Origin of the sequence: Thioclava sp. (genome assembly GCF_048263065.1) — a bacterium.
Lineage (GTDB): Bacteria > Pseudomonadota > Alphaproteobacteria > Rhodobacterales > Rhodobacteraceae > Thioclava.
Genome location: NZ_JBLXEM010000043.1, coordinates 1 through 16,326 on the forward strand (window position 1 = coordinate 1; position 16,326 = coordinate 16,326).

Below are 16,326 nucleotides of genomic sequence, written 5' to 3' on the forward strand. Positions count from 1 at the left end.
TTGCAAACGGGGTGGATGTCGATTGCGATGGCCTGCGCGAGGGCGCGCAGGCGGGCGCGCTCTGCCGCTGTTCCCGGCAGCAGACCCAAGGCGCGCGTCTCATCCAGATATTCGATGATCGCAAGCGATTGCGTAAAGATCTGGCCGTCGATTTCAAGCGCGGGCACCAACCCTTGTGGGTTGCGCGATAGATGCTCGGCGCTCCGTTGTGCGCCTTTGACAAGATCGATCGTCACGCTTTCCCATTGCAGCCCCGCCAGCCCAAGCGCGATGCGCACACGATAGCAACGGCGTGCCCCTGATCTGTCAGGCTCAGCGCCACAAGTCGCCCGTCAGCCGGATCTGCGCGCTTTTCCACCAGCCCCGCTGATTCAAGCCGTGCGGCTGCGCGACTGATCTTGGATTTTACCATGGAAACCCGCCGCTCGATAGCGCGCACCGAGATCCGCCCGTTATAAGCAAGATGCACCATGACGCGCCACTGCGGAGTGCTTAGACCGGAATCGCGATAGAGCGCTGCCAGCTCACGACTGAGTTTCTGGGCCGCTTCTGGCAGCAGGTAAGGCAGGAAGTCATCCAGTTCTAAGTCTGATAAAAAAAGCTTTATTTCAATGCATTGGTCTCTGAATCCTGCGTCGTTACATGCTATCCGTTGACGTCATTTGAATATCAAACCTTTTGCAAATGCAGTAGATTTTTTGACATCGTCGCGCATGCAACAAAGGATCACGCCAAGCATCCCGAAGGGAGTCGGGGCGATGAGACGGAGGATTTCAGACGAACGATCAGTCTTTGCCCGAGGGTATGGTCTAGGCCAGCACCACCACCGGAACACATGCAGTTTTCATGCCCGGTTTTGGCAATGACTTTGAAAAGAGGCGCTGCCGCAAGGCCAAAACAGCCCGCAGAAATGCGAATACGGCCGGTATGCCGAGCAGCTTTCGGGCACTGCCTTTACCGCGCCGCGCGGGCAGAACGAACGCACTCGGTGCTATCGCATCCGCCCTTCGGTGAAACATACTGGGCGCTTTGCCAAGATTGATGGTGCCCTATTGGAAATCCGCGCCCAATGTGGACCCCGATGTAATCGGCCTCGGGCAATATCGCTGGGATCCGGTGCCCCATACCGAGGCCGCGCTGACGTGGCTGACGAGGATGCGCACGGTCACCACAGCGGGCGATCTGAACATGCAAGTCGGCATGGCCAGCCATATCTATCTGGTCACGCAATCCATGCAGGACGAGTATTTCTTTTCCGCCGATAGCGAGCTGCTGGTTGTGCCGCAAGAAGGCCGCCTGCGGTTTTGCACCGAGCTGGGCATCATCGACCTTGAGCCCAAGGAAATTGCGATCATTCCGCGCGGGTTGGTGCATCGTCGAGGTGCTTGAAGGGCCAGCGCGCGGCTTTGTCTGCGAAAATTACGGGCAGAAATTCGATCTGCCGGGGCGTGGCCTGATTGGCGCGAACTGCTTGGCCAATCCGCGTGTTTTCAAATGCCCCGTTGCGGCGTTTGAAGACCGCGATGCCCAAATAGGGGCAGGAAGAACCGCTTGATCAGATGATGAAACACGGCATCCTGATCAACGGCGAAGGCATGCTGGGGGGCGGTGAGACAAAGATCCTGCTTCAGATCTTCTCGAAAACGGTGATTGGCCCGATCTTCTTCGAGTTCACTAAGCTCAAGGGCGATTACGGCTTTGGTGAGGGTAATTTCAAGGCGCTGTTTGAAACGACCGAGCGCGAGAAAATCGAAAGCGGCGAGCTGATCGCACAATAGTGTAATGAGTTAGTAGCGCACTCTCGCTCGGTATAGTCAGGTTGCCCGCAACCGCTCAAAGATCCGCTTGGCCGTGTGACGCGGCTTTCGATGGGCCGTCTTATCCGCGTCCAGCCAACTGTCGATGATATTGGTGAGCCCGTCCAACTGTGGACGCTTGATCGGCGCACTCCGCCGATAGCCAGGCGGCTCAGAGAAGGTCAACATCTTCTTTGCTGCCCCACGAAGGATGAAACTGGTCGGATTTTACTCCGCTCGCAGCAGGAACATCCCGCCGCTACCGTGGTCCAATCTTGCGCCGCCGTTCTCAGTCTGAATTCCGTCTCAGAAATCGAGCGAGTTGCGTTCGCGATAGCCTTGCAGAAAACTCGCGAGGCGCGGGTCTGAGGGGGCGTCGAACACGTCGCGGGGCGAGCCGGTCGCGACGATTTCACCGCGTTCCATGAACACCACCCGATCCGCGACATGCGCGGCAAATCCCATCTCGTGGGTGACCACGACCATTGTCATGCCCTCGGAGGCAAGCTGTTTCATAACGCCCAGAACTTCACCGACCAGTTCGGGATCAAGTGCGCTTGTCGGCTCGTCAAACAGCATAATGCGCGGTTCCATCGCGATAGCGCGCGCGATCGCCACGCGCTGCTGCTGTCCGCCCGACAGGTGGCTGGGGTGGTTGTCTTCCTTGTCCGCCAGCCCGACCTTGGCCAATGCTTCGCGCGCGCGCGATTGCGCCTGAGCGCCCGATAGGCCCCGCACGCGTTCCAGTCCTTCGGCGACGTTTTGCAAGGCGGTCATGTGGGGCCAGAGGTTGAACTGTTGAAACACCATCCCGATCTCGCGGCGCATTTCGCGCAAACGGCGCGGTGCCATGGGTTTGCCGCCGGGACTTTCGTAGCCGATCAGTTGATCGTCGATGCGCACCTCGCCGCTGTCATACATTTCAAGCACGTTGATGCAGCGCAACAGCGTGGATTTTCCCGACCCCGAAGGGCCGATAAGGCAGGTCACCTTGCCCGGTGGAATGTCGAGCGTGACATTCGTAAGCGCCTGAAAGGGGCCATAGAACTTGTTGACGTTGCGCAGATGGGCGGCTGCGGGTGCTGCGTGCGGACTGGTCATGTCTCAGCTCCGATCAAGAAGGTAATGGGTGAAGCGGCGTTCCAGGCGACGCCCGAACCGCGAGATCGTCTCGACGAAACCCCAGAAGAATAGCGCGAGGATCAGGATCGGGGTGACGAAGGCGAAGGTCTCGCTCATCATCGTCTGGGTCTGGAACATGATTTCGGGGACGGTGATCATCGACAGGATCACGGTTTCTTTCGTGAGGATGATCGCGAAATTCACCAGTGACGGCAGGGCAGAGACCATCATCACCGGCACCATGATACGGGTCACGATCGTGGTGTTGCGAAAGCCGATGGCGCGCGCGGCCTCAATTTGCCCCAGTGGTACCGCATCAAAGCCCGCGCGCAGGATCTCGGTGAAATAGGCGCTGCCATAGATCGTCAATCCAAGGATGCCCGCGGGCAGCGCGTCAAGGCGCAACCCGATCAGTGGCCCGCCATAATACAGGACAAAAAGCTGCACGAGAAAAGGCGTGCCGCGAATGAACTCGACATAAGCGCGGATCGGATAGCCAAGAGCGCGCGGACCGAACCGGCGCGCGATCTCGATCACAAAGCCAAGGGCCAGACCAAGGATCGTGCCAAGCGCCCAGCTTAGAAGGGTAAGGCTGAAACCGGTCAGCAGATCCGGGCCGTAGCGGTGCAATGTCTCCATCATCAGACCGTAAGCCTCCGTTCAAGGATGCGCCCGGCCTGTGCAATCACGAGGTTGATCGCGAGGTAGATGAAAGCGGCCGCAAGATAGATTTCGAGGGGGCGATAGGTGGCGGCAGCGATCGACTGGCTCATCCGCGTGATCTCGACGATGCCGACCACGGTCACAAGCGAGCTGGCTTTGACCAGCAAGATCAGCTCGTTGACGATGGCCGGAAGGCCGATCTTGAGCGCCTGCGGCAGAAGGATACGCACCCAGACATCGCGGGGCGCCATGCCGATGGCGGCGGCGGCTTCGGCCTGACCCTTGGGGATCGCGTTCAAAGAACCACGCAACACTTCTGACAGGTAAGCCGCAGCGCACAGCCCTACGGTCAGTACGGCGGCGGCCAAGGCGGGCACGTTGATGCCGATCACCGGAAGCAGGTAATAGGCCGCGAGAAGCTGGATCAGCAGCGGCACGCCGCGAAAAAAGCTGACGTAAAGCGCCGCGATCCGGCGCAGCCAGAGCTTGCTGGAAAGCGCCGCGGCACAGATTACAGCCCCTAGGATGAGCCCCTCGATACAGCCGAGCACCGAAATCAGCAGCGTGTAGCGCGCCGAGCCGAGCAGGACCGGGAAGTTGTCTATGATCGTCTGGAATGAGAACATTGCCACACCTTGATTGTGGGTGAGCACTTCGCGCGGGCCAGATGGCTGCCGGCCCGCGCGCGCTAAGTCTTAGAGCTGAGGCATCGTCTGGGGCAGCTCGGTTGCCGCGCCGAACCATTTTTCCTGCAACGCCTTCATGCGGCCATCGGCTTCGATCGCCTTGAGAGCATCGTTGACAGCCGCCACCAGCGTGTCGCCGTCGCCCTTGCGTGCGACAAAGCCGAAATAGGTGGGCGTGCCGAAGGGCGGGTTGACGACGGCGAAGTCATCGGGGCGCGTTTTGGCGAGGTAGTTGAGCAGCGGCGCAGACCCCGCAACCGCATCAAGGCGGCCCGTCATCAGGTCAGCATAGGCCTCGTCCGGGGTGCCGTAGCCCTTGACGTTGATCCCGCCGATCTTTTCGCCATAGGCCTCCAGTTGTTTCTCTTGCGCGGTGCCTTTCTGCACGCCCACGGTCATGCCCTTGGCGTCTTCCGGCGTGGTCAGTTTGCCGCCTTTGCGCTGCACGAAAGTCACGGTGGCATCCGCGATCGGCAGGGTGAAGCTATAACGATCGGCGCGTTCGGCGGTCATCGTCACCGGGGCCAGCACGAAGTCGAATTTCTTCACTTCAAGGCCCGGCAAGATCGAGGTCCAAGGCAGGTCTTGATAGACGGGGGCGACGCCCAGTTCCTTGGCGATCTCGTCGAACAGATCGCGGTCAAAGCCGACATATTCACCGTTTTCAAGCATATCGAACGGGGCGTAGTGCATTTCGGTCGCGGCGACGATTTTGCCAGCGGCCTTGATGTCGGCCAAATCGTCGGCCAGTGCGCCGGATGCGGTGATGGCAAGCGCGCCAAGACCGAAAAGCGCGGATTTCAGTGTCGTGAAAAAGGTCATTCTGTCTCTCCTGTTGGCGGGGCTTATTGGTCCGGTGCCGCGCCCCTTTGGCATCCGGATGGTAGAACCGACGCAGGTTTTGCCCGGCGCCGGAAAGGTTTATTCGAGGCCGCGCACGACAATGGCGAGCACGGGGCCTCGGGTGACGACCTCCTCCAACTTCTGAGGATGATCAAAAAGCAGAACCTCACCGGGATGCAAGACGAGATCACCGATCTCGACCGGTTGATTGCGCGTTACGACGGCAATCGTGCCATCGGGCAGTGGATCGCATGTTGCAATTCTCTCTACCCGATGCGCCCACGCACCACGCCGCGTCATAATGTTGAGATCAAGGATCGGTCCATCGGTCAAACGCGCATGGATCGCCGCCTCGCCCGGAAAGGACAGGGGCGGTGCGCTTGTGTCGAGCGCAATCGAACCACCTTGGGCAAACTCAAGCACCATCCCCGCGCCCGACAGCACCGCCAGCGTGCGATCAATCCCCGCAAACGCCGAGAACGCGCCGTCGCTTGCGACCTCTGCCATGCTGAGCCGCCACTGCATATCCTCAAACCCCGCCCCTTCGGGAAAGGCGGCAATCTCCCAAGTCAGACCGCCGCCATTCTTCCAAGGCTGGGCTTCCAGATCATCGCGGCGAATTTTCCTCATTTCAGGATGCCCGGCAGATCAAGCCCGTGTTCAATGGCGCAATCGCGCGCGATCTCATAGCCCGCATCGGCGTGGCGCATGACGCCGGTGGCCGGGTCGTTCCACAGCACCCGCGCGATCCGGCGATCTGCGTCCTCGGTGCCATCACAGCAAATCACCATGCCGGAATGCTGGGAGAACCCCATGCCGACACCACCGCCGTGATGCAGCGACACCCAAGTCGCCCCCGAAGCGGTGTTGAGTAGCGCGTTTAGCAGGGGCCAGTCCGACACCGCATCCGAGCCATCCTTCATCGCCTCGGTCTCGCGGTTTGGCGAGGCAACCGAGCCGCTGTCAAGGTGATCGCGCCCGATCACGACGGGGGCTTTTAACTCGCCGTTGCGCACCATTTCATTGATCGCCAGACCCGCTTTGTGACGTTCGCCCAGCCCGATCCACATGATCCGCGCGGGCAGCCCCTGAAAGGCGATGCGTTCACGCGCCATGTCCAGCCAGCGATGCAGATGCGCGTTCTCGGGAAATAGCTCTTTCATGCGCTGGTCGGTCTTGTAGATATCTTCGGGATCACCCGACAGCGCGGCCCAACGGAACGGCCCGACACCACGGCAGAACAGTGGGCGGATATAGGCGGGCACGAAGCCGGGGAAGGCAAAGGCGTTTTCCAGCCCCTCCTCCTGCGCCATCTGACGAATGTTATTGCCATAATCGAGCGTCGGCACACCGGCATTCCAAAAGCCCACCATTGCCTCCACATGATCGCGCATCGAGGCACGCGCGGCGCGCGCGACCCCGGCGGGATTGCTCTCTTGCTCGGCACGCCATTGCGCAACGGTCCAGTCCTTGGGCAAGTAGCCGTGGAACGGATCATGCGCCGAGGTCTGGTCGGTCACCATGTCGGGGCGCCCGTTGGGCAGGGATTCGCCCGCTTGCATCCGGCGCAGGATCTCGGGAAAGATGTCGGCGGCATTGCCGATCAGGGCGACCGATTTCGCCTCGCCCGCCGCTGTCCAGCGTTCGATCATCGCCAGCGCCTCATCCAGCGAATGGGTCTTTTCATCGCAATATCGGGTGCGGATGCGGAAATCGGCGCGGGTTTCGTCGCATTCCACCGCCAGACAGCACGCGCCCGCCATCACCGCGGCCAATGGCTGCGCGCCACCCATGCCGCCCAGTCCCCCGGTCAATATCCAGCGCCCTTTCAGATCGCCATCGTAATGCTGGCGGCCTGCCTCGGCGAAGGTTTCATAGGTGCCCTGAACGATACCCTGCGCGCCAATGTAGATCCACGAGCCCGCCGTCATCTGGCCATACATCGCCAGACCCTTTTTATCGAGCTCGTTGAAATGCTCCCAATTGGCCCAATGCGGCACGAGGTTGGAATTGGCGATCAACACGCGCGGGGCGTCGGTGTGCGTCTGAAAGATCCCGACTGGCTTGCCCGATTGCACCAGCAGCGTCTGATCGGCCTCAAGCTTGCGCAGCGAGTCGCAGATCAGATCGAAATCTTCCCAAGTGCGCGCAGCACGCCCGATGCCACCATAGACCACCAGCTCATGCGGGTTCTCGGCCACATCGGGGTGCAGGTTGTTCATCAACATGCGCAGCGGCGCTTCGGTGAGCCAGCTTTTAGCCGTCATCTCGGTGCCGGTCGCGGGGTAAATGTCGCGGGTGTTGTGGCGCGGGTTGTTCATCAAATCGGTCCTTTCAGCATGTCAGGCGAGCAGGCGGCCCGCGATGATGTTGCGTTGAATTTCAGAGGAGCCCTCGTAGATGCGCATGATGCGCAGATCGCGAAGGTGACGTTCCAGCGGGAAGTCCTGCGTAAAGCCGTAGCCGCCATGGATTTGAAGCGCGTTATCGGCGATGCGCCCTGCGGCCTCCGAGGCAAACAGCTTGGCTTTTGACGCGGCGGTGGTGAAACGCTGCCCGGCTTGGCGCTGGCGCGCGGCCTCATGGCCCAGCAGTTCGGCGGCGGAAAGATCAGTCGCCATATCCGCCAGCATCCACTGGATGCCCTGACGGCTGGACAGCGGCTCACCGCCAATGATGCGCGATTTCGCCCAGTCGCGCGCGGCACTGAGCGCGGCGCGCGCGATCCCGACCGCCATAGCGGCCACCTCGGTGCGCCCGTTATCGAGCACCTTCATCGCGGTGCGAAACCCCGTGCCTTCAGCGCCAAGGCGGTTTTCATCAGGCACCAAGACGTCGATATCAAGCTCCCAGACATGACCGCCGCGCAGACCCATCGTCTGCTCGACCCGCCCCGGCACAAGGCCCGGCGTGCCTTTTTCGATCACGAAAGCGGAGATCCCGCGATGGCCTGCCTCGGGATCGGTGACGCAGTAAAGCACGATGAAATCGGCCACACCGCCATTCGAGATGAAACATTTCTTGCCCTTGATGCGCCAGTCCGCGCCATCACGCGTGGCCCTTGTGCGCATGTCGGCGGGATCAGAGCCGGCATTGGGTTCGGTTAGCCCGAACGCGCCCAGCATCCGGCCCTCGGCAGCGGCGTGCAGAAACCGTTCGCGCAAGTCATCGCCAGCCCCGATCAGCAAGCTGTCGGTGGCCAGATAATGCGCCGTCAGCGCCGAGACGGTCGAGCCGCAGCCTCCCGCGATGCACGCCACCGCCTCGAACAGCGCATGCGCGGAAATATCGGCCCCGCCCCAACGCTCGGGCAGGTTCGCCCCCATCATCCCCGTTTCGGCCAGCGCGGCAAGCTGGTCATGTACGAACGCGCCCGAGGCATCGGTCGCGGCGGCCTGCGGGACAAGCACGTCGGCGCTAAAGCGTTCGAGCATGTCGAGGAACTGGCGTTCTTCGGGGCTGAGAAGATGGTCAAAATCGCTCATGATGTAGGATCCTTGATAACGCCAGCGTCAATGAGCTGCGCGATTTGTGCGCCGCTCAAACCGGCCTCTTGCAGGATGTCGCGGGTCTCGCCGCCAAGGGCAGGGGCACCGGTTTCGGCCAGTAGCGCCTTGCCGTCAAAGCGGATGGGCTGCCCGACGACCGGGGATTTGCCAAGCCGGTGATGGGGCAGTTCATTGACCAGCGCGCGGGCGGCGGCGTGATCGGAGGCCAATTGCTCGGCGAGGGTCAGGATCGGCGCGGTTGGCACACGCGCCTCGGCCAGCGCGGCAACGGCGGCCCGCGTGGACTGCGCCCTGCTCCAGCGTTCGATCAGCGCGCGCAAGGCAGGTTCATTCTGCGTGCGGCTCTCGTCGCTGACAAAACGTGGATCATTGGCCGCCTCGGGCGCGCCGATTACAGTGCACAGCGCCTCGAACTGGCGCGCACCCAGCACGGCGATGATCGCGTGCCCATCGGCGGTGCGAAACGCCCCGAACGGCGTGGATAGGGGGTGGCGATTGCCGACACGCGCCACGGGGCTGTCGGAATATAGGTGGATCGCGTGGCTGGTGGGCAGGATCGCCACAAGGCTGTCGAGCATCGCGACATCCAGCGCCGCGCCTTGGCCCGTTCGCCCCCGACCGATCAGCGCGGCGAGAATAGCGATCACGGCATACAAACCCGCGGCGATATCGCCCAGGGCCTCGCCCACTTTGAGCGGCTCGCCGCCCTCTTCGCCCGTCGCATCCATCCAGCCCGACATCGCTTGCGCCACGAGGTCATAGGCGGGGAGTTGGGCCGCCGGGCCTTCTTGGCCAAAGCCAGAAATCGAGCAATAGACAAGGCCCGGATTATCCGCGCGCAACGTCTCTGCACCCAGTCCCAGCCGGGCCGCAACGCCGGGGCGGAAATTCTCGACCACGACATCGCACTGGCTGGCGAGTTGACGCGCAAGCGCCTGACCCTCGGGGGTCTTGAGGTCGATCACGATCGAGCTTTTGCCGCGATTGGTCAGCGCAAATAGCGCGGATTCCCCGTCTCGAAACGGGCCGATATGGCGATAGTCGTCGCCTTGAGGCGGTTCGAGTTTGATGATTTTCGCGCCCAGATCGGCCAGCAAGGCAGTGGCGAACGGCCCCGACAGCACGCGGGTCAGATCAAGAATGCGCAGACCTTCGAGCGGCTTCATGCGCGCAACTCCGGCGCAAGGCTTTCCAATGTGCGCAGGATATCGCCCAGATATGGGCGCAGGCGCGCGGCTTTTTCGGTGCTGATCTCCCAAGGCGGGGCTTCGGTGGTGAGATGGGTGGATTGCGCCAGCTCCATCTGGATTGCATGCACGTCGGTTTCGGGATGCCCGTAATGGCGCGTCGTCCAGCCGCCCTTGAAGCGCCCGTTCACGACATGATTAAACCCTTGCGCACGCGCGCAAATCCCGGCGGTCGTGGTCTCGACCTGTGGGGCGCAACTGGTGCCATTCGCCGTGCCGATATTGAAATCGGGCAGTTTGCCGTCAAACAGAAAAGGGATATGCGAGCGGATCGAGTGGCAGTCATACAGGATCGCCACGCCGTGCACCGCGCGCACCCGCGCAATCTCGGCGCGCAAGGCGGCGTGATAGGGCGCGTGAAACTGCGTGAGGCGGGTTTCGATCTCGGCGGCATCAGGTTCAACGCTCCAGATCGGGGTGCCGTCGAAATCGGTCAGCGGCACCAGCCCCGTCGTGTTCTAACCGGGATAGAGGCTGTCGTTTTCAGGGCCGCGATTGGCGTCAATCACATAGCGATGAAACGTGGCGCGCACGGTGGTCGCACCTGGTAGCAGCCCCGCATAAAGGTGGTGAATGTTCCAATCGGTATCGGCCAATTCGCGGCCGCGATCATTGAGGGCGGTGCGGATGTTTTCCGGCAACCATGTGCCGGTATGGGGTAGGCCCAAGATCACCGGGCTGTCACCTTGCACGATCTCGACGGGGGCAGGGGCGCTTTGGCTCATGGCGCGATCTCCAGTTCGGCGGCGGTGACAAGCGACCCGTCTTCGACCAAGGCTTGCGCCTTCTCTAGATCGGGCGCGAGGTAGCGATCATTCCCCATCGTTGCGACATGCACCCGCAGCGCGTCGATCACCCGTGCGAGCGGAGCTGAGGTCGTCAGCGGAGCGCGGAACTCGATCCCCTGCGCGCTGCAGATCGCCTCGACTCCCAGGATTACCGAGAGGTTGCGCGTCATCAGCCCTAGCCGGCGCGCGCCATGGGCGGCCATGCTGACATGGTCTTCCTGATTGGCGCTGGTGGGCGTGCTGTCGACCGAGCAGGGGGAGGCGAGATGTTTGTTCTCGCTCATCAATGCGGCGGTGGTGACCTCGGCAATCATCAAGCCGCTGTTGAGACCGGGCTGCGGCGTCAGGAAGGGCGGCAAGCCAAAGCTGAGCGCGGGATCGACCATCAGCGCGACGCGGCGCTGCGCAATCGCGCCAATCTCGGCCACGGCCAGCGCGATTTGATCGGCGGCAAAGGCGACGGGCTCGGCATGGAAATTCCCACCCGAGACAATGGTGCCATCCGACAGCACAAGCGGGTTGTCGGTGACGGCGTTGGCCTCGGTGATCAGGGTCTGGCCAGCAAAGCGCAGCAAATCAAGCGCGGCCCCCGTCACCTGCGGTTGGCAGCGAATGCAATAGGGGTCTTGCACGCGGGCATCGCCCTCAAGGTGGCTTTCGCGGATTGCACTGCCCTCCAGCAGCGTGCGCATCGCGGCGGCCACGTCGATCTGGCCGCGATGGCCACGCAGTGCGTGGATTTCGGAATGAGTGGGAGCGGTCGAGCCCATGATCGCATCGGTCGACATCGCGCCGGTGACGACTGCTGTGCGCAGGCAGGTCATTGCGCGAAAGAACCCGACCAGCGCCAGCGCGGTCGAGAATTGCGTGCCATTGATCAGCGCCAACCCCTCTTTCGCGCCCAGCGTTATGGGGGTAAGTCCGGCAGCGGCCAGCGCCTTTGCGCCGGGCAGGCGCTGATCGTTGAAAACAGCCTCGCCCGCGCCGATCATTACCGCCGCCATATGGGCAAGCGGTGCCAGATCGCCCGAGGCCCCAACGCTGCCTTGTTCGGGCACGACAGGGGTCACGCCTTGCGCCAGCATGCCCTCGATCAGCGCCACGATTTCAGGACGCACCCCCGACGCCCCACGCCCGAGACTAAGAAGTTTCAGCGCCATCATCAGCCGCGTGGTTTGCGCCGATAAGGGCGCGCCCACGCCACAGCAATGCGACAAGATCAGGTTGCGTTGCAGCGTCTCCGTGTCATTGGTTGCGATGCGCACCGAGGCAAGTTTGCCAAAACCGGTATTCACGCCGTAAACTGCCGCCTCGCCCGCCGCCGCTGCCGCAATCCGCCCCGCAGAAGTTGCGATCGCAGGGGCCGTGCGCGGATCAAGTCGCGCCGCATCGCCCGTGCGCCAGAGGGTTTCGAGTTGCTCAAGCGTTGCCTTGCCGGGGATCAGTGTCAGCATTTGCGGCCTCCGAAATAACGGCTGTGAAGAGGGTTAAAGCCGATGCGATAGGTCAGCTCGGCAGGATCGGTAACGTTCCACACCGCCAGATCGGCGCGCAGCCCCGGTGCAAGGCGGCCGCAATCGGTCAGCCCAAGGGCCCGCGCGGCATTGCAGGTCACGGCGTTCAAGCACTCGGTTGGGGTCAGGCGGAAAAGCGTCGCGCCCATGTTCATGCTCAGCAGCAGCGAGGTGAGGGGCGAGGTGCCGGGATTGCAATCGGTGGCTAGCGCCATCGTGCAGCCCGCCGCGCGAAACGCGGCAATCGGCGGTATCTGGGTTTCGCGCAGGGTATAGAACGCACCGGGCAGCAGGACTGCGACACTTCCCGCATCCGCTAGCGCTTTGGCATCCTCGGCTGTCGCATATTCAATATGGTCGGCCGAAAGCCCCTTGCGCGCGGCAACCAGTTGCGCGCCGCCCTGATGGGAAAGCTGCTCGGCATGAAGCTTCACCGGTAGGCCCAGCTCTTGCGCGACATCAAAGACGCGCGCCATCTGAGCGGCGGAAAAGGCGATGCTCTCGCAAAACCCGTCTACCGCATCGACAAGACCTTCGGCATGGGCCGCGCGCAGACCAGCAATCACGACATCGTCGAGATAAGCCTCGGCGCGCCCGGCATATTCGGGGGGCAGCGCATGGGCGGCTAGCCAAGTTGTCACGATGCGCACCGGGCGCATCGTCGCCAGCCGACGTGCCGCGCGCAGCATCTTGAGCTCGTCCGCAACCGTCAGCCCGTAGCCCGATTTGACCTCGATCACCGCCGCGCCTTCGGCCAGCAACGCATCGAGCCGGGGCAGCGCCGAGGCCACCAGATCGTCCTCGCTGGCCGCGCGTGTGGCATTCACCGTCGACAGGATGCCGCCGCCGCTTTGGGCGATTTCCTCGTAGCTTGCGCCCTCCAGACGTTTCTCGAATTCGCGCGCGCGGCTGCCGCCGTAGACAAGATGCGTATGGCAATCGATCAGCGCCGGCGTCACCAGCCGTCCGCCCAGATCCTCACCCTCGGCGGCCCCTTCGCCGATCGCCGCGATGCACCCGTCTTGGATGCGTATCCAGCCATTGAAGACGCGGGTTTCGCTGTCTGCGTTGCAGGGAACGAGGGTCGCATTGGTGAGGGTTATCTGGGTCATGGGCTCGATTCGCGCTTGATTTGAAATTAATATGTATGCACATAATAAGCCTGTCAACACGGAGATTCGATCATGCGAACGATCTGGGCGCGTAGAGCGCTGGTGATGAATTCCTGGGCGGAAGCGGTAAGAATTAATCTTGATGAGGATGGCCGGATCGGCGCCGTGATCGCGGGTGTCGACTGCCCGCCGGATGCAAAACGCGTGGAAACGCTGCTGCCCGCGCCCGCCAATCTGCACAGCCATGCCTTTCAACGCGCAATGGCGGGGCTGTCTGAGCGGCGCGGTAGCGATCCGCAAGACAGCTTTTGGACGTGGCGGCAATTAATGTATCGCTTTCTAGACCGGCTGACGCCTGACGACATTCAGGCGATTGCGGCCTTCGTGCAGATGGAGATGCTTGAGGCGGGTTATGCCACCAACGTCGAATTCCACTATCTGCATCACGCGCCTGACGGGCGGCCCTATGCCGATCTGGCCGAGATGGCGGGACGGATCGCGGCAGCGGCGGCGCAAACGGGGATCGGGCTGACGCTGTTGCCCGTGCTTTACAGCTTTGGCGGGCTGGATCGGCGCGCGCTGGTCGAAGGGCAGGACCGCTTCGGCAACAATCCTGAACGCTTTGCGCGACTTGTCGAGGGCGCGCGCGCCCATGTCGCGACGCTGGGGGCCGATAGCGGGCTGGGCATTGCGCCCCATAGCTTGCGCGCAGTTGATGCTGCCGGGCTTGCGGTGGCGGTCGCGCTTGCCGGTGACGCACCGATCCATATCCACCTTGCCGAGCAACTGGCCGAGGTCGATGAGGTCAAGGCCGCCACCGGGCGACGCCCCGTCGAGTGGCTGCTGGAAAACGCCCCGGTCGATGCGCGCTGGTGCCTGATCCATGCTACCCAGATGCTGCCCGCCGAGACCGAGGCGCTTGCCGCTGCTGGCGCAGTTGCCGGGCTGTGCCCGATCACGGAATCCAGTCTGGGGGACGGGATTTTTGACGGCGTGCGCTGGCGCGCAGCGGGCGGGGCGTTCGGCATCGGCTCGGACAGCAATATACGGATTTCGCTAACCGAAGAGCTGCGCACACTCGAATACTCGCAACGCCTGCGCGATCACACGCGCGCCGCGCTTGCCGATATAGATCGCTCGACGGGGCGGGTGTTGTTTCAGGGTTCCGTCGAAGGTGGCGCGCAGGCCGCCGGCCGCGCGAGTGGCGCGATTGCCGAAGGGCTTTGGGCGGATTTGCTGGCGCTTGACGATCTGGGGCCGGATGGGCAAGGGAAGGCGGGGGATGTATTGCTCGATACTTGGATATTCGCGCGCGACGATCGCTCGGTGCGTGATGTCTGGTCGGCGGGGCGTCATGTGGTTCAAGACGGACGCCATATCCAACGCGATGCGATCATACCCGCCTATGCGCGGGTCATGGAGCGACTGGGGCATGAGGTGTGAACGTGGTTAAAGGGCAGGGGCCCGACAGTTCGGTCAGCTGGCAATTCATTCGTGACACGATTATGGCACGGATCCGCGCGCATGATTACGCCCCCGGAGAGCTGATCCCGAACGAGGTCGATCTTGCCGCTGAATTCGGCTGCGCGCGCGCCACCGTGAACCGCGCGTTACGCGATCTGGCGACGTCGGGGTTTCTGGACCGGCGGCGCAAGGCGGGCACGCGGGTGCGCGAGGCGCCTCGGCGCAAAGCTACATTAACGATCCCGCTGACGCGCGCTGAAGTCGAGTCCAGTGGCGCGCGCTATGAATATCGCTTGCTGGAGCGAGGCATCGAAGCGCCACCGCCTCCGGTGCGCGAAAAACTCAAACTTGCGGGCAATGAACGCTTGCTGCACGTCAAGAGCCTGCATCTGGCAGATGACGTGCCGCACATGTTTGAAGACCGTTGGATTGTTCTGGATACTGTGCCTGAAATCGAAGCCGTCGATCTTGTCAAAACCAGTCCCAACGTGTGGCTCGTGCGCCATGCGCCCTACACGCATGGGACTATGGAATTCCTCGCCGAAACGGCGGGCGCCCGGTCCAAGCATTTGATTTGCGCGCCCGACGATCCGATCTTGGCCATGCTGCGCGTCACCTGGCTGAACGCATCCCCGATCACCTTCGCACAACAGTCCTTTTCACCCTCCCACCGGATGCGCCTTGAGTTGTGAACTTGACGCAGGCCTCCGCCCCGAATTGACGCTTGATCGCATGGGGTGATCTCGCGTCTCAGAGCGCAGAAAAAGACCAATTGCGTCACGGTCGAGAAGGGAAGCGAGATGCAGCTGGCGCGCTCGCAGAATCTTTATGAACCTAGCTGCGAACTGGCCGGGCCGGAGACAGCGGGTTGCGTTCACAAATTCGTGGCAGGCCTGCGTGCCGAGGCCCCTAAGCTGGCAGAGGTCTCGACGGCCATCATGCGCCAGAACCTCGTGAATATTGCGGCTGGCGGGGTGGAGTTGTGCTTTGAGCCGATGATCGTCGTCGCACGGCCCGGTTGTGGCAACACGCATTTCGCACGGCGTGTCGCAGATCTTGCCGCTGTGCCGCGCTGCATCATTGATGTGGGTGCGGCAGTTTTGTTTCGCCGGACTTGAGGCTGAGGATGGCGTGTTAATTGGAGGAAGTCGGTTTTCCGTAGGGAAGGCCGTGTCTCCCACAACAGGGCCGTTTGTGGGATTCGTAGGTCGTATCAAAAGCATCGACGCTGATCAGCGGTTATGGCTTTTGATTGAATTCATGGGGTGGCAAACATGCATCCGTGCAAATGCCGGTACATTGGTAAACTGATCCATCTGGTTGTGGTCGCCTACAGGGTTTTAGGTCAATAACGCCAAGCTGGACGGTGATCGCGACGTTTCCCGCCCCTATTGCCATGCGAGTGTTTGACCGCTGACAACCTCAATTCCTGCGATGCAGTCCAACGTATCATTATGCCCGGTGTGGAGCTTAGATTGTTGATTTCCACTCAGAAGTGACCCGGGGGGGGTGCGGACGAAAAGTTGGACTATCTTGGAGATAGTTCATGTACAGCTACGAAGACCGAATGCGCGCGGTTGAG

Annotated in this window: 16 protein-coding genes and 3 pseudogenes; 5 read left to right on the forward strand and 14 right to left on the reverse strand. The window is 62.1% G+C overall.

The window, feature by feature from the left end; all coding sequences use genetic code 11:
- Both ACN0SD_RS19280 and ACN0SD_RS19285 read right to left on the reverse strand, forming a co-directional pair.
- A partial coding sequence (locus ACN0SD_RS19280) for a glutathione S-transferase N-terminal domain-containing protein (RefSeq protein WP_417809823.1) occupies positions 1–236 on the reverse strand: 236 nt, incomplete at its 3' end.
- Entirely contained in the window at positions 233–649 is a 417-nt protein-coding gene (locus ACN0SD_RS19285; protein ID WP_417809838.1) for a MarR family winged helix-turn-helix transcriptional regulator, read from the reverse strand. The genes ACN0SD_RS19285 and ACN0SD_RS19280, both read right to left, overlap by 4 nt.
- 197 nt (positions 650–846) lie before the next feature.
- Here ACN0SD_RS19285 and ACN0SD_RS19290 point away from each other — a divergent pair.
- Together ACN0SD_RS19290 and ACN0SD_RS19295 are read left to right on the forward strand one after the other, a co-directional pair.
- Positions 847–1,525, forward strand: a pseudogene (locus ACN0SD_RS19290) (homogentisate 1,2-dioxygenase); the annotation flags it as partial.
- A gap of 10 nt (positions 1,526–1,535) precedes the next feature.
- Positions 1,536–1,778, forward strand: a pseudogene (locus ACN0SD_RS19295) (4-hydroxyphenylpyruvate dioxygenase); the annotation flags it as partial.
- 36 nt (positions 1,779–1,814) lie between these two features.
- Here ACN0SD_RS19295 and ACN0SD_RS19300 read toward each other — a convergent pair.
- The 12 genes and pseudogenes from ACN0SD_RS19300 to hutI all read right to left on the reverse strand — a co-directional run bounded on the left by ACN0SD_RS19300 (position 1,815) and on the right by hutI (position 13,280).
- Positions 1,815–1,985: a hypothetical protein gene (locus ACN0SD_RS19300; RefSeq protein ID WP_417809824.1), complete on the reverse strand. Its 171-nt coding sequence runs from the start codon at positions 1,983–1,985 to the stop codon at positions 1,815–1,817.
- Positions 1,986–2,102: 117 nt separating this feature from the next.
- The gene (locus ACN0SD_RS19305) at positions 2,103–2,897 is read right to left on the reverse strand and encodes an amino acid ABC transporter ATP-binding protein (protein ID WP_417809825.1); all 795 of its coding nucleotides are present in this window, start codon (positions 2,895–2,897) and stop codon (positions 2,103–2,105) included.
- Between the two features lie 3 nt (positions 2,898–2,900).
- Positions 2,901–3,560 carry an amino acid ABC transporter permease gene (locus tag ACN0SD_RS19310; RefSeq protein WP_417809826.1) on the reverse strand — a complete coding sequence of 220 codons (660 nt, stop codon included), beginning with the start codon at positions 3,558–3,560 and terminating at the stop codon, positions 2,901–2,903.
- Positions 3,560–4,207 carry an amino acid ABC transporter permease gene (locus ACN0SD_RS19315; RefSeq protein WP_417809827.1) on the reverse strand — a complete coding sequence of 216 codons (648 nt, stop codon included), beginning with the start codon at positions 4,205–4,207 and terminating at the stop codon, positions 3,560–3,562. The genes ACN0SD_RS19310 and ACN0SD_RS19315 overlap by 1 nt, the downstream gene beginning before the upstream one ends.
- A 69-nt stretch (positions 4,208–4,276) precedes the next feature.
- Positions 4,277–5,089, reverse strand: coding sequence for a transporter substrate-binding domain-containing protein (locus tag ACN0SD_RS19320; protein WP_417809828.1), 813 nt, complete (start codon positions 5,087–5,089; stop codon positions 4,277–4,279).
- Positions 5,090–5,188: 99 nt separating this feature from the next.
- On the reverse strand, positions 5,189–5,740 hold the full coding sequence (locus ACN0SD_RS19325) for a HutD family protein (protein ID WP_417809829.1): 552 nt from the start codon (positions 5,738–5,740) through the stop codon (positions 5,189–5,191).
- A complete protein-coding gene (hutU, locus tag ACN0SD_RS19330) occupies positions 5,737–7,431 on the reverse strand; it encodes a urocanate hydratase (RefSeq protein ID WP_417809830.1) in 1,695 nt (564 codons plus the stop codon). Before hutU ends, ACN0SD_RS19325 begins: the two co-directional genes overlap by 4 nt.
- A 21-nt stretch (positions 7,432–7,452) precedes the next feature.
- On the reverse strand, positions 7,453–8,595 hold the full coding sequence (locus ACN0SD_RS19335; protein ID WP_417809831.1) for an acyl-CoA dehydrogenase family protein: 1,143 nt from the start codon (positions 8,593–8,595) through the stop codon (positions 7,453–7,455).
- Positions 8,592–9,785: a CaiB/BaiF CoA transferase family protein gene (locus ACN0SD_RS19340; RefSeq protein WP_417809832.1), complete on the reverse strand. Its 1,194-nt coding sequence runs from the start codon at positions 9,783–9,785 to the stop codon at positions 8,592–8,594. The genes ACN0SD_RS19335 and ACN0SD_RS19340 overlap by 4 nt, the downstream gene beginning before the upstream one ends.
- A pseudogene (gene hutG / locus ACN0SD_RS19345) lies at positions 9,782–10,591 on the reverse strand (N-formylglutamate deformylase). Before hutG ends, ACN0SD_RS19340 begins: the two are co-directional and overlap by 4 nt.
- Positions 10,588–12,108 carry a histidine ammonia-lyase gene (gene hutH / locus ACN0SD_RS19350; protein ID WP_417809833.1) on the reverse strand — a complete coding sequence of 507 codons (1,521 nt, stop codon included), beginning with the start codon at positions 12,106–12,108 and terminating at the stop codon, positions 10,588–10,590. Before hutH ends, hutG begins: the two are co-directional and overlap by 4 nt.
- Positions 12,102–13,280, reverse strand: a complete 1,179-nt coding sequence (hutI, locus tag ACN0SD_RS19355) for an imidazolonepropionase (RefSeq protein WP_417809834.1) — start codon at positions 13,278–13,280, stop codon at positions 12,102–12,104. Before hutI ends, hutH begins: the two co-directional genes overlap by 7 nt.
- Positions 13,281–13,352: 72 nt before the next feature.
- On the opposite strand from hutI, the gene ACN0SD_RS19360 reads away from it, so the two are divergent.
- The 3 genes from ACN0SD_RS19360 to ACN0SD_RS19370 all read left to right on the forward strand — a co-directional run bounded on the left by ACN0SD_RS19360 (position 13,353) and on the right by ACN0SD_RS19370 (position 15,862).
- On the forward strand, positions 13,353–14,723 hold the full coding sequence (locus ACN0SD_RS19360) for a formimidoylglutamate deiminase (RefSeq protein ID WP_417809835.1): 1,371 nt from the start codon (positions 13,353–13,355) through the stop codon (positions 14,721–14,723).
- Positions 14,720–15,436, forward strand: a complete 717-nt coding sequence (locus tag ACN0SD_RS19365) for a GntR family transcriptional regulator (protein ID WP_417809836.1) — start codon at positions 14,720–14,722, stop codon at positions 15,434–15,436. Before ACN0SD_RS19360 ends, ACN0SD_RS19365 begins: the two co-directional genes overlap by 4 nt.
- 108 nt (positions 15,437–15,544) lie before the next feature.
- On the forward strand, positions 15,545–15,862 hold the full coding sequence (locus tag ACN0SD_RS19370) for a hypothetical protein (protein ID WP_417809837.1): 318 nt from the start codon (positions 15,545–15,547) through the stop codon (positions 15,860–15,862).
- Positions 15,863–16,326 lie beyond the last annotated feature (464 nt).

Excerpts from the sequence above, each read along its gene's own strand:
- ACN0SD_RS19370 (WP_417809837.1), top strand. The coding sequence starts at position 15,545 with ATGCAGCTGGCGCGCTCGCAGAATCTTTATGAACCTAGCTGCGAACTG.
- ACN0SD_RS19360 (WP_417809835.1), top strand. The coding sequence starts at position 13,353 with ATGCGAACGATCTGGGCGCGTAGAGCGCTGGTGATGAATTCCTGGGCG.
- ACN0SD_RS19335 (WP_417809831.1), bottom strand. The coding sequence starts at position 8,595 with ATGAGCGATTTTGACCATCTTCTCAGCCCCGAAGAACGCCAGTTCCTC.
- ACN0SD_RS19325 (WP_417809829.1), bottom strand. The coding sequence starts at position 5,740 with ATGAGGAAAATTCGCCGCGATGATCTGGAAGCCCAGCCTTGGAAGAAT.
- ACN0SD_RS19315 (WP_417809827.1), bottom strand. The coding sequence starts at position 4,207 with ATGTTCTCATTCCAGACGATCATAGACAACTTCCCGGTCCTGCTCGGC.
- hutI (WP_417809834.1), bottom strand. The coding sequence starts at position 13,280 with ATGACCCAGATAACCCTCACCAATGCGACCCTCGTTCCCTGCAACGCA.
- ACN0SD_RS19340 (WP_417809832.1), bottom strand. The coding sequence starts at position 9,785 with ATGAAGCCGCTCGAAGGTCTGCGCATTCTTGATCTGACCCGCGTGCTG.
- ACN0SD_RS19300 (WP_417809824.1), bottom strand. The coding sequence starts at position 1,985 with ATGTTGACCTTCTCTGAGCCGCCTGGCTATCGGCGGAGTGCGCCGATC.
- ACN0SD_RS19320 (WP_417809828.1), bottom strand. The coding sequence starts at position 5,089 with ATGACCTTTTTCACGACACTGAAATCCGCGCTTTTCGGTCTTGGCGCG.
- hutU (WP_417809830.1), bottom strand. The coding sequence starts at position 7,431 with ATGAACAACCCGCGCCACAACACCCGCGACATTTACCCCGCGACCGGC.
- ACN0SD_RS19310 (WP_417809826.1), bottom strand. The coding sequence starts at position 3,560 with ATGATGGAGACATTGCACCGCTACGGCCCGGATCTGCTGACCGGTTTC.
- hutH (WP_417809833.1), bottom strand. The coding sequence starts at position 12,108 with ATGCTGACACTGATCCCCGGCAAGGCAACGCTTGAGCAACTCGAAACC.
- ACN0SD_RS19305 (WP_417809825.1), bottom strand. The coding sequence starts at position 2,897 with ATGACCAGTCCGCACGCAGCACCCGCAGCCGCCCATCTGCGCAACGTC.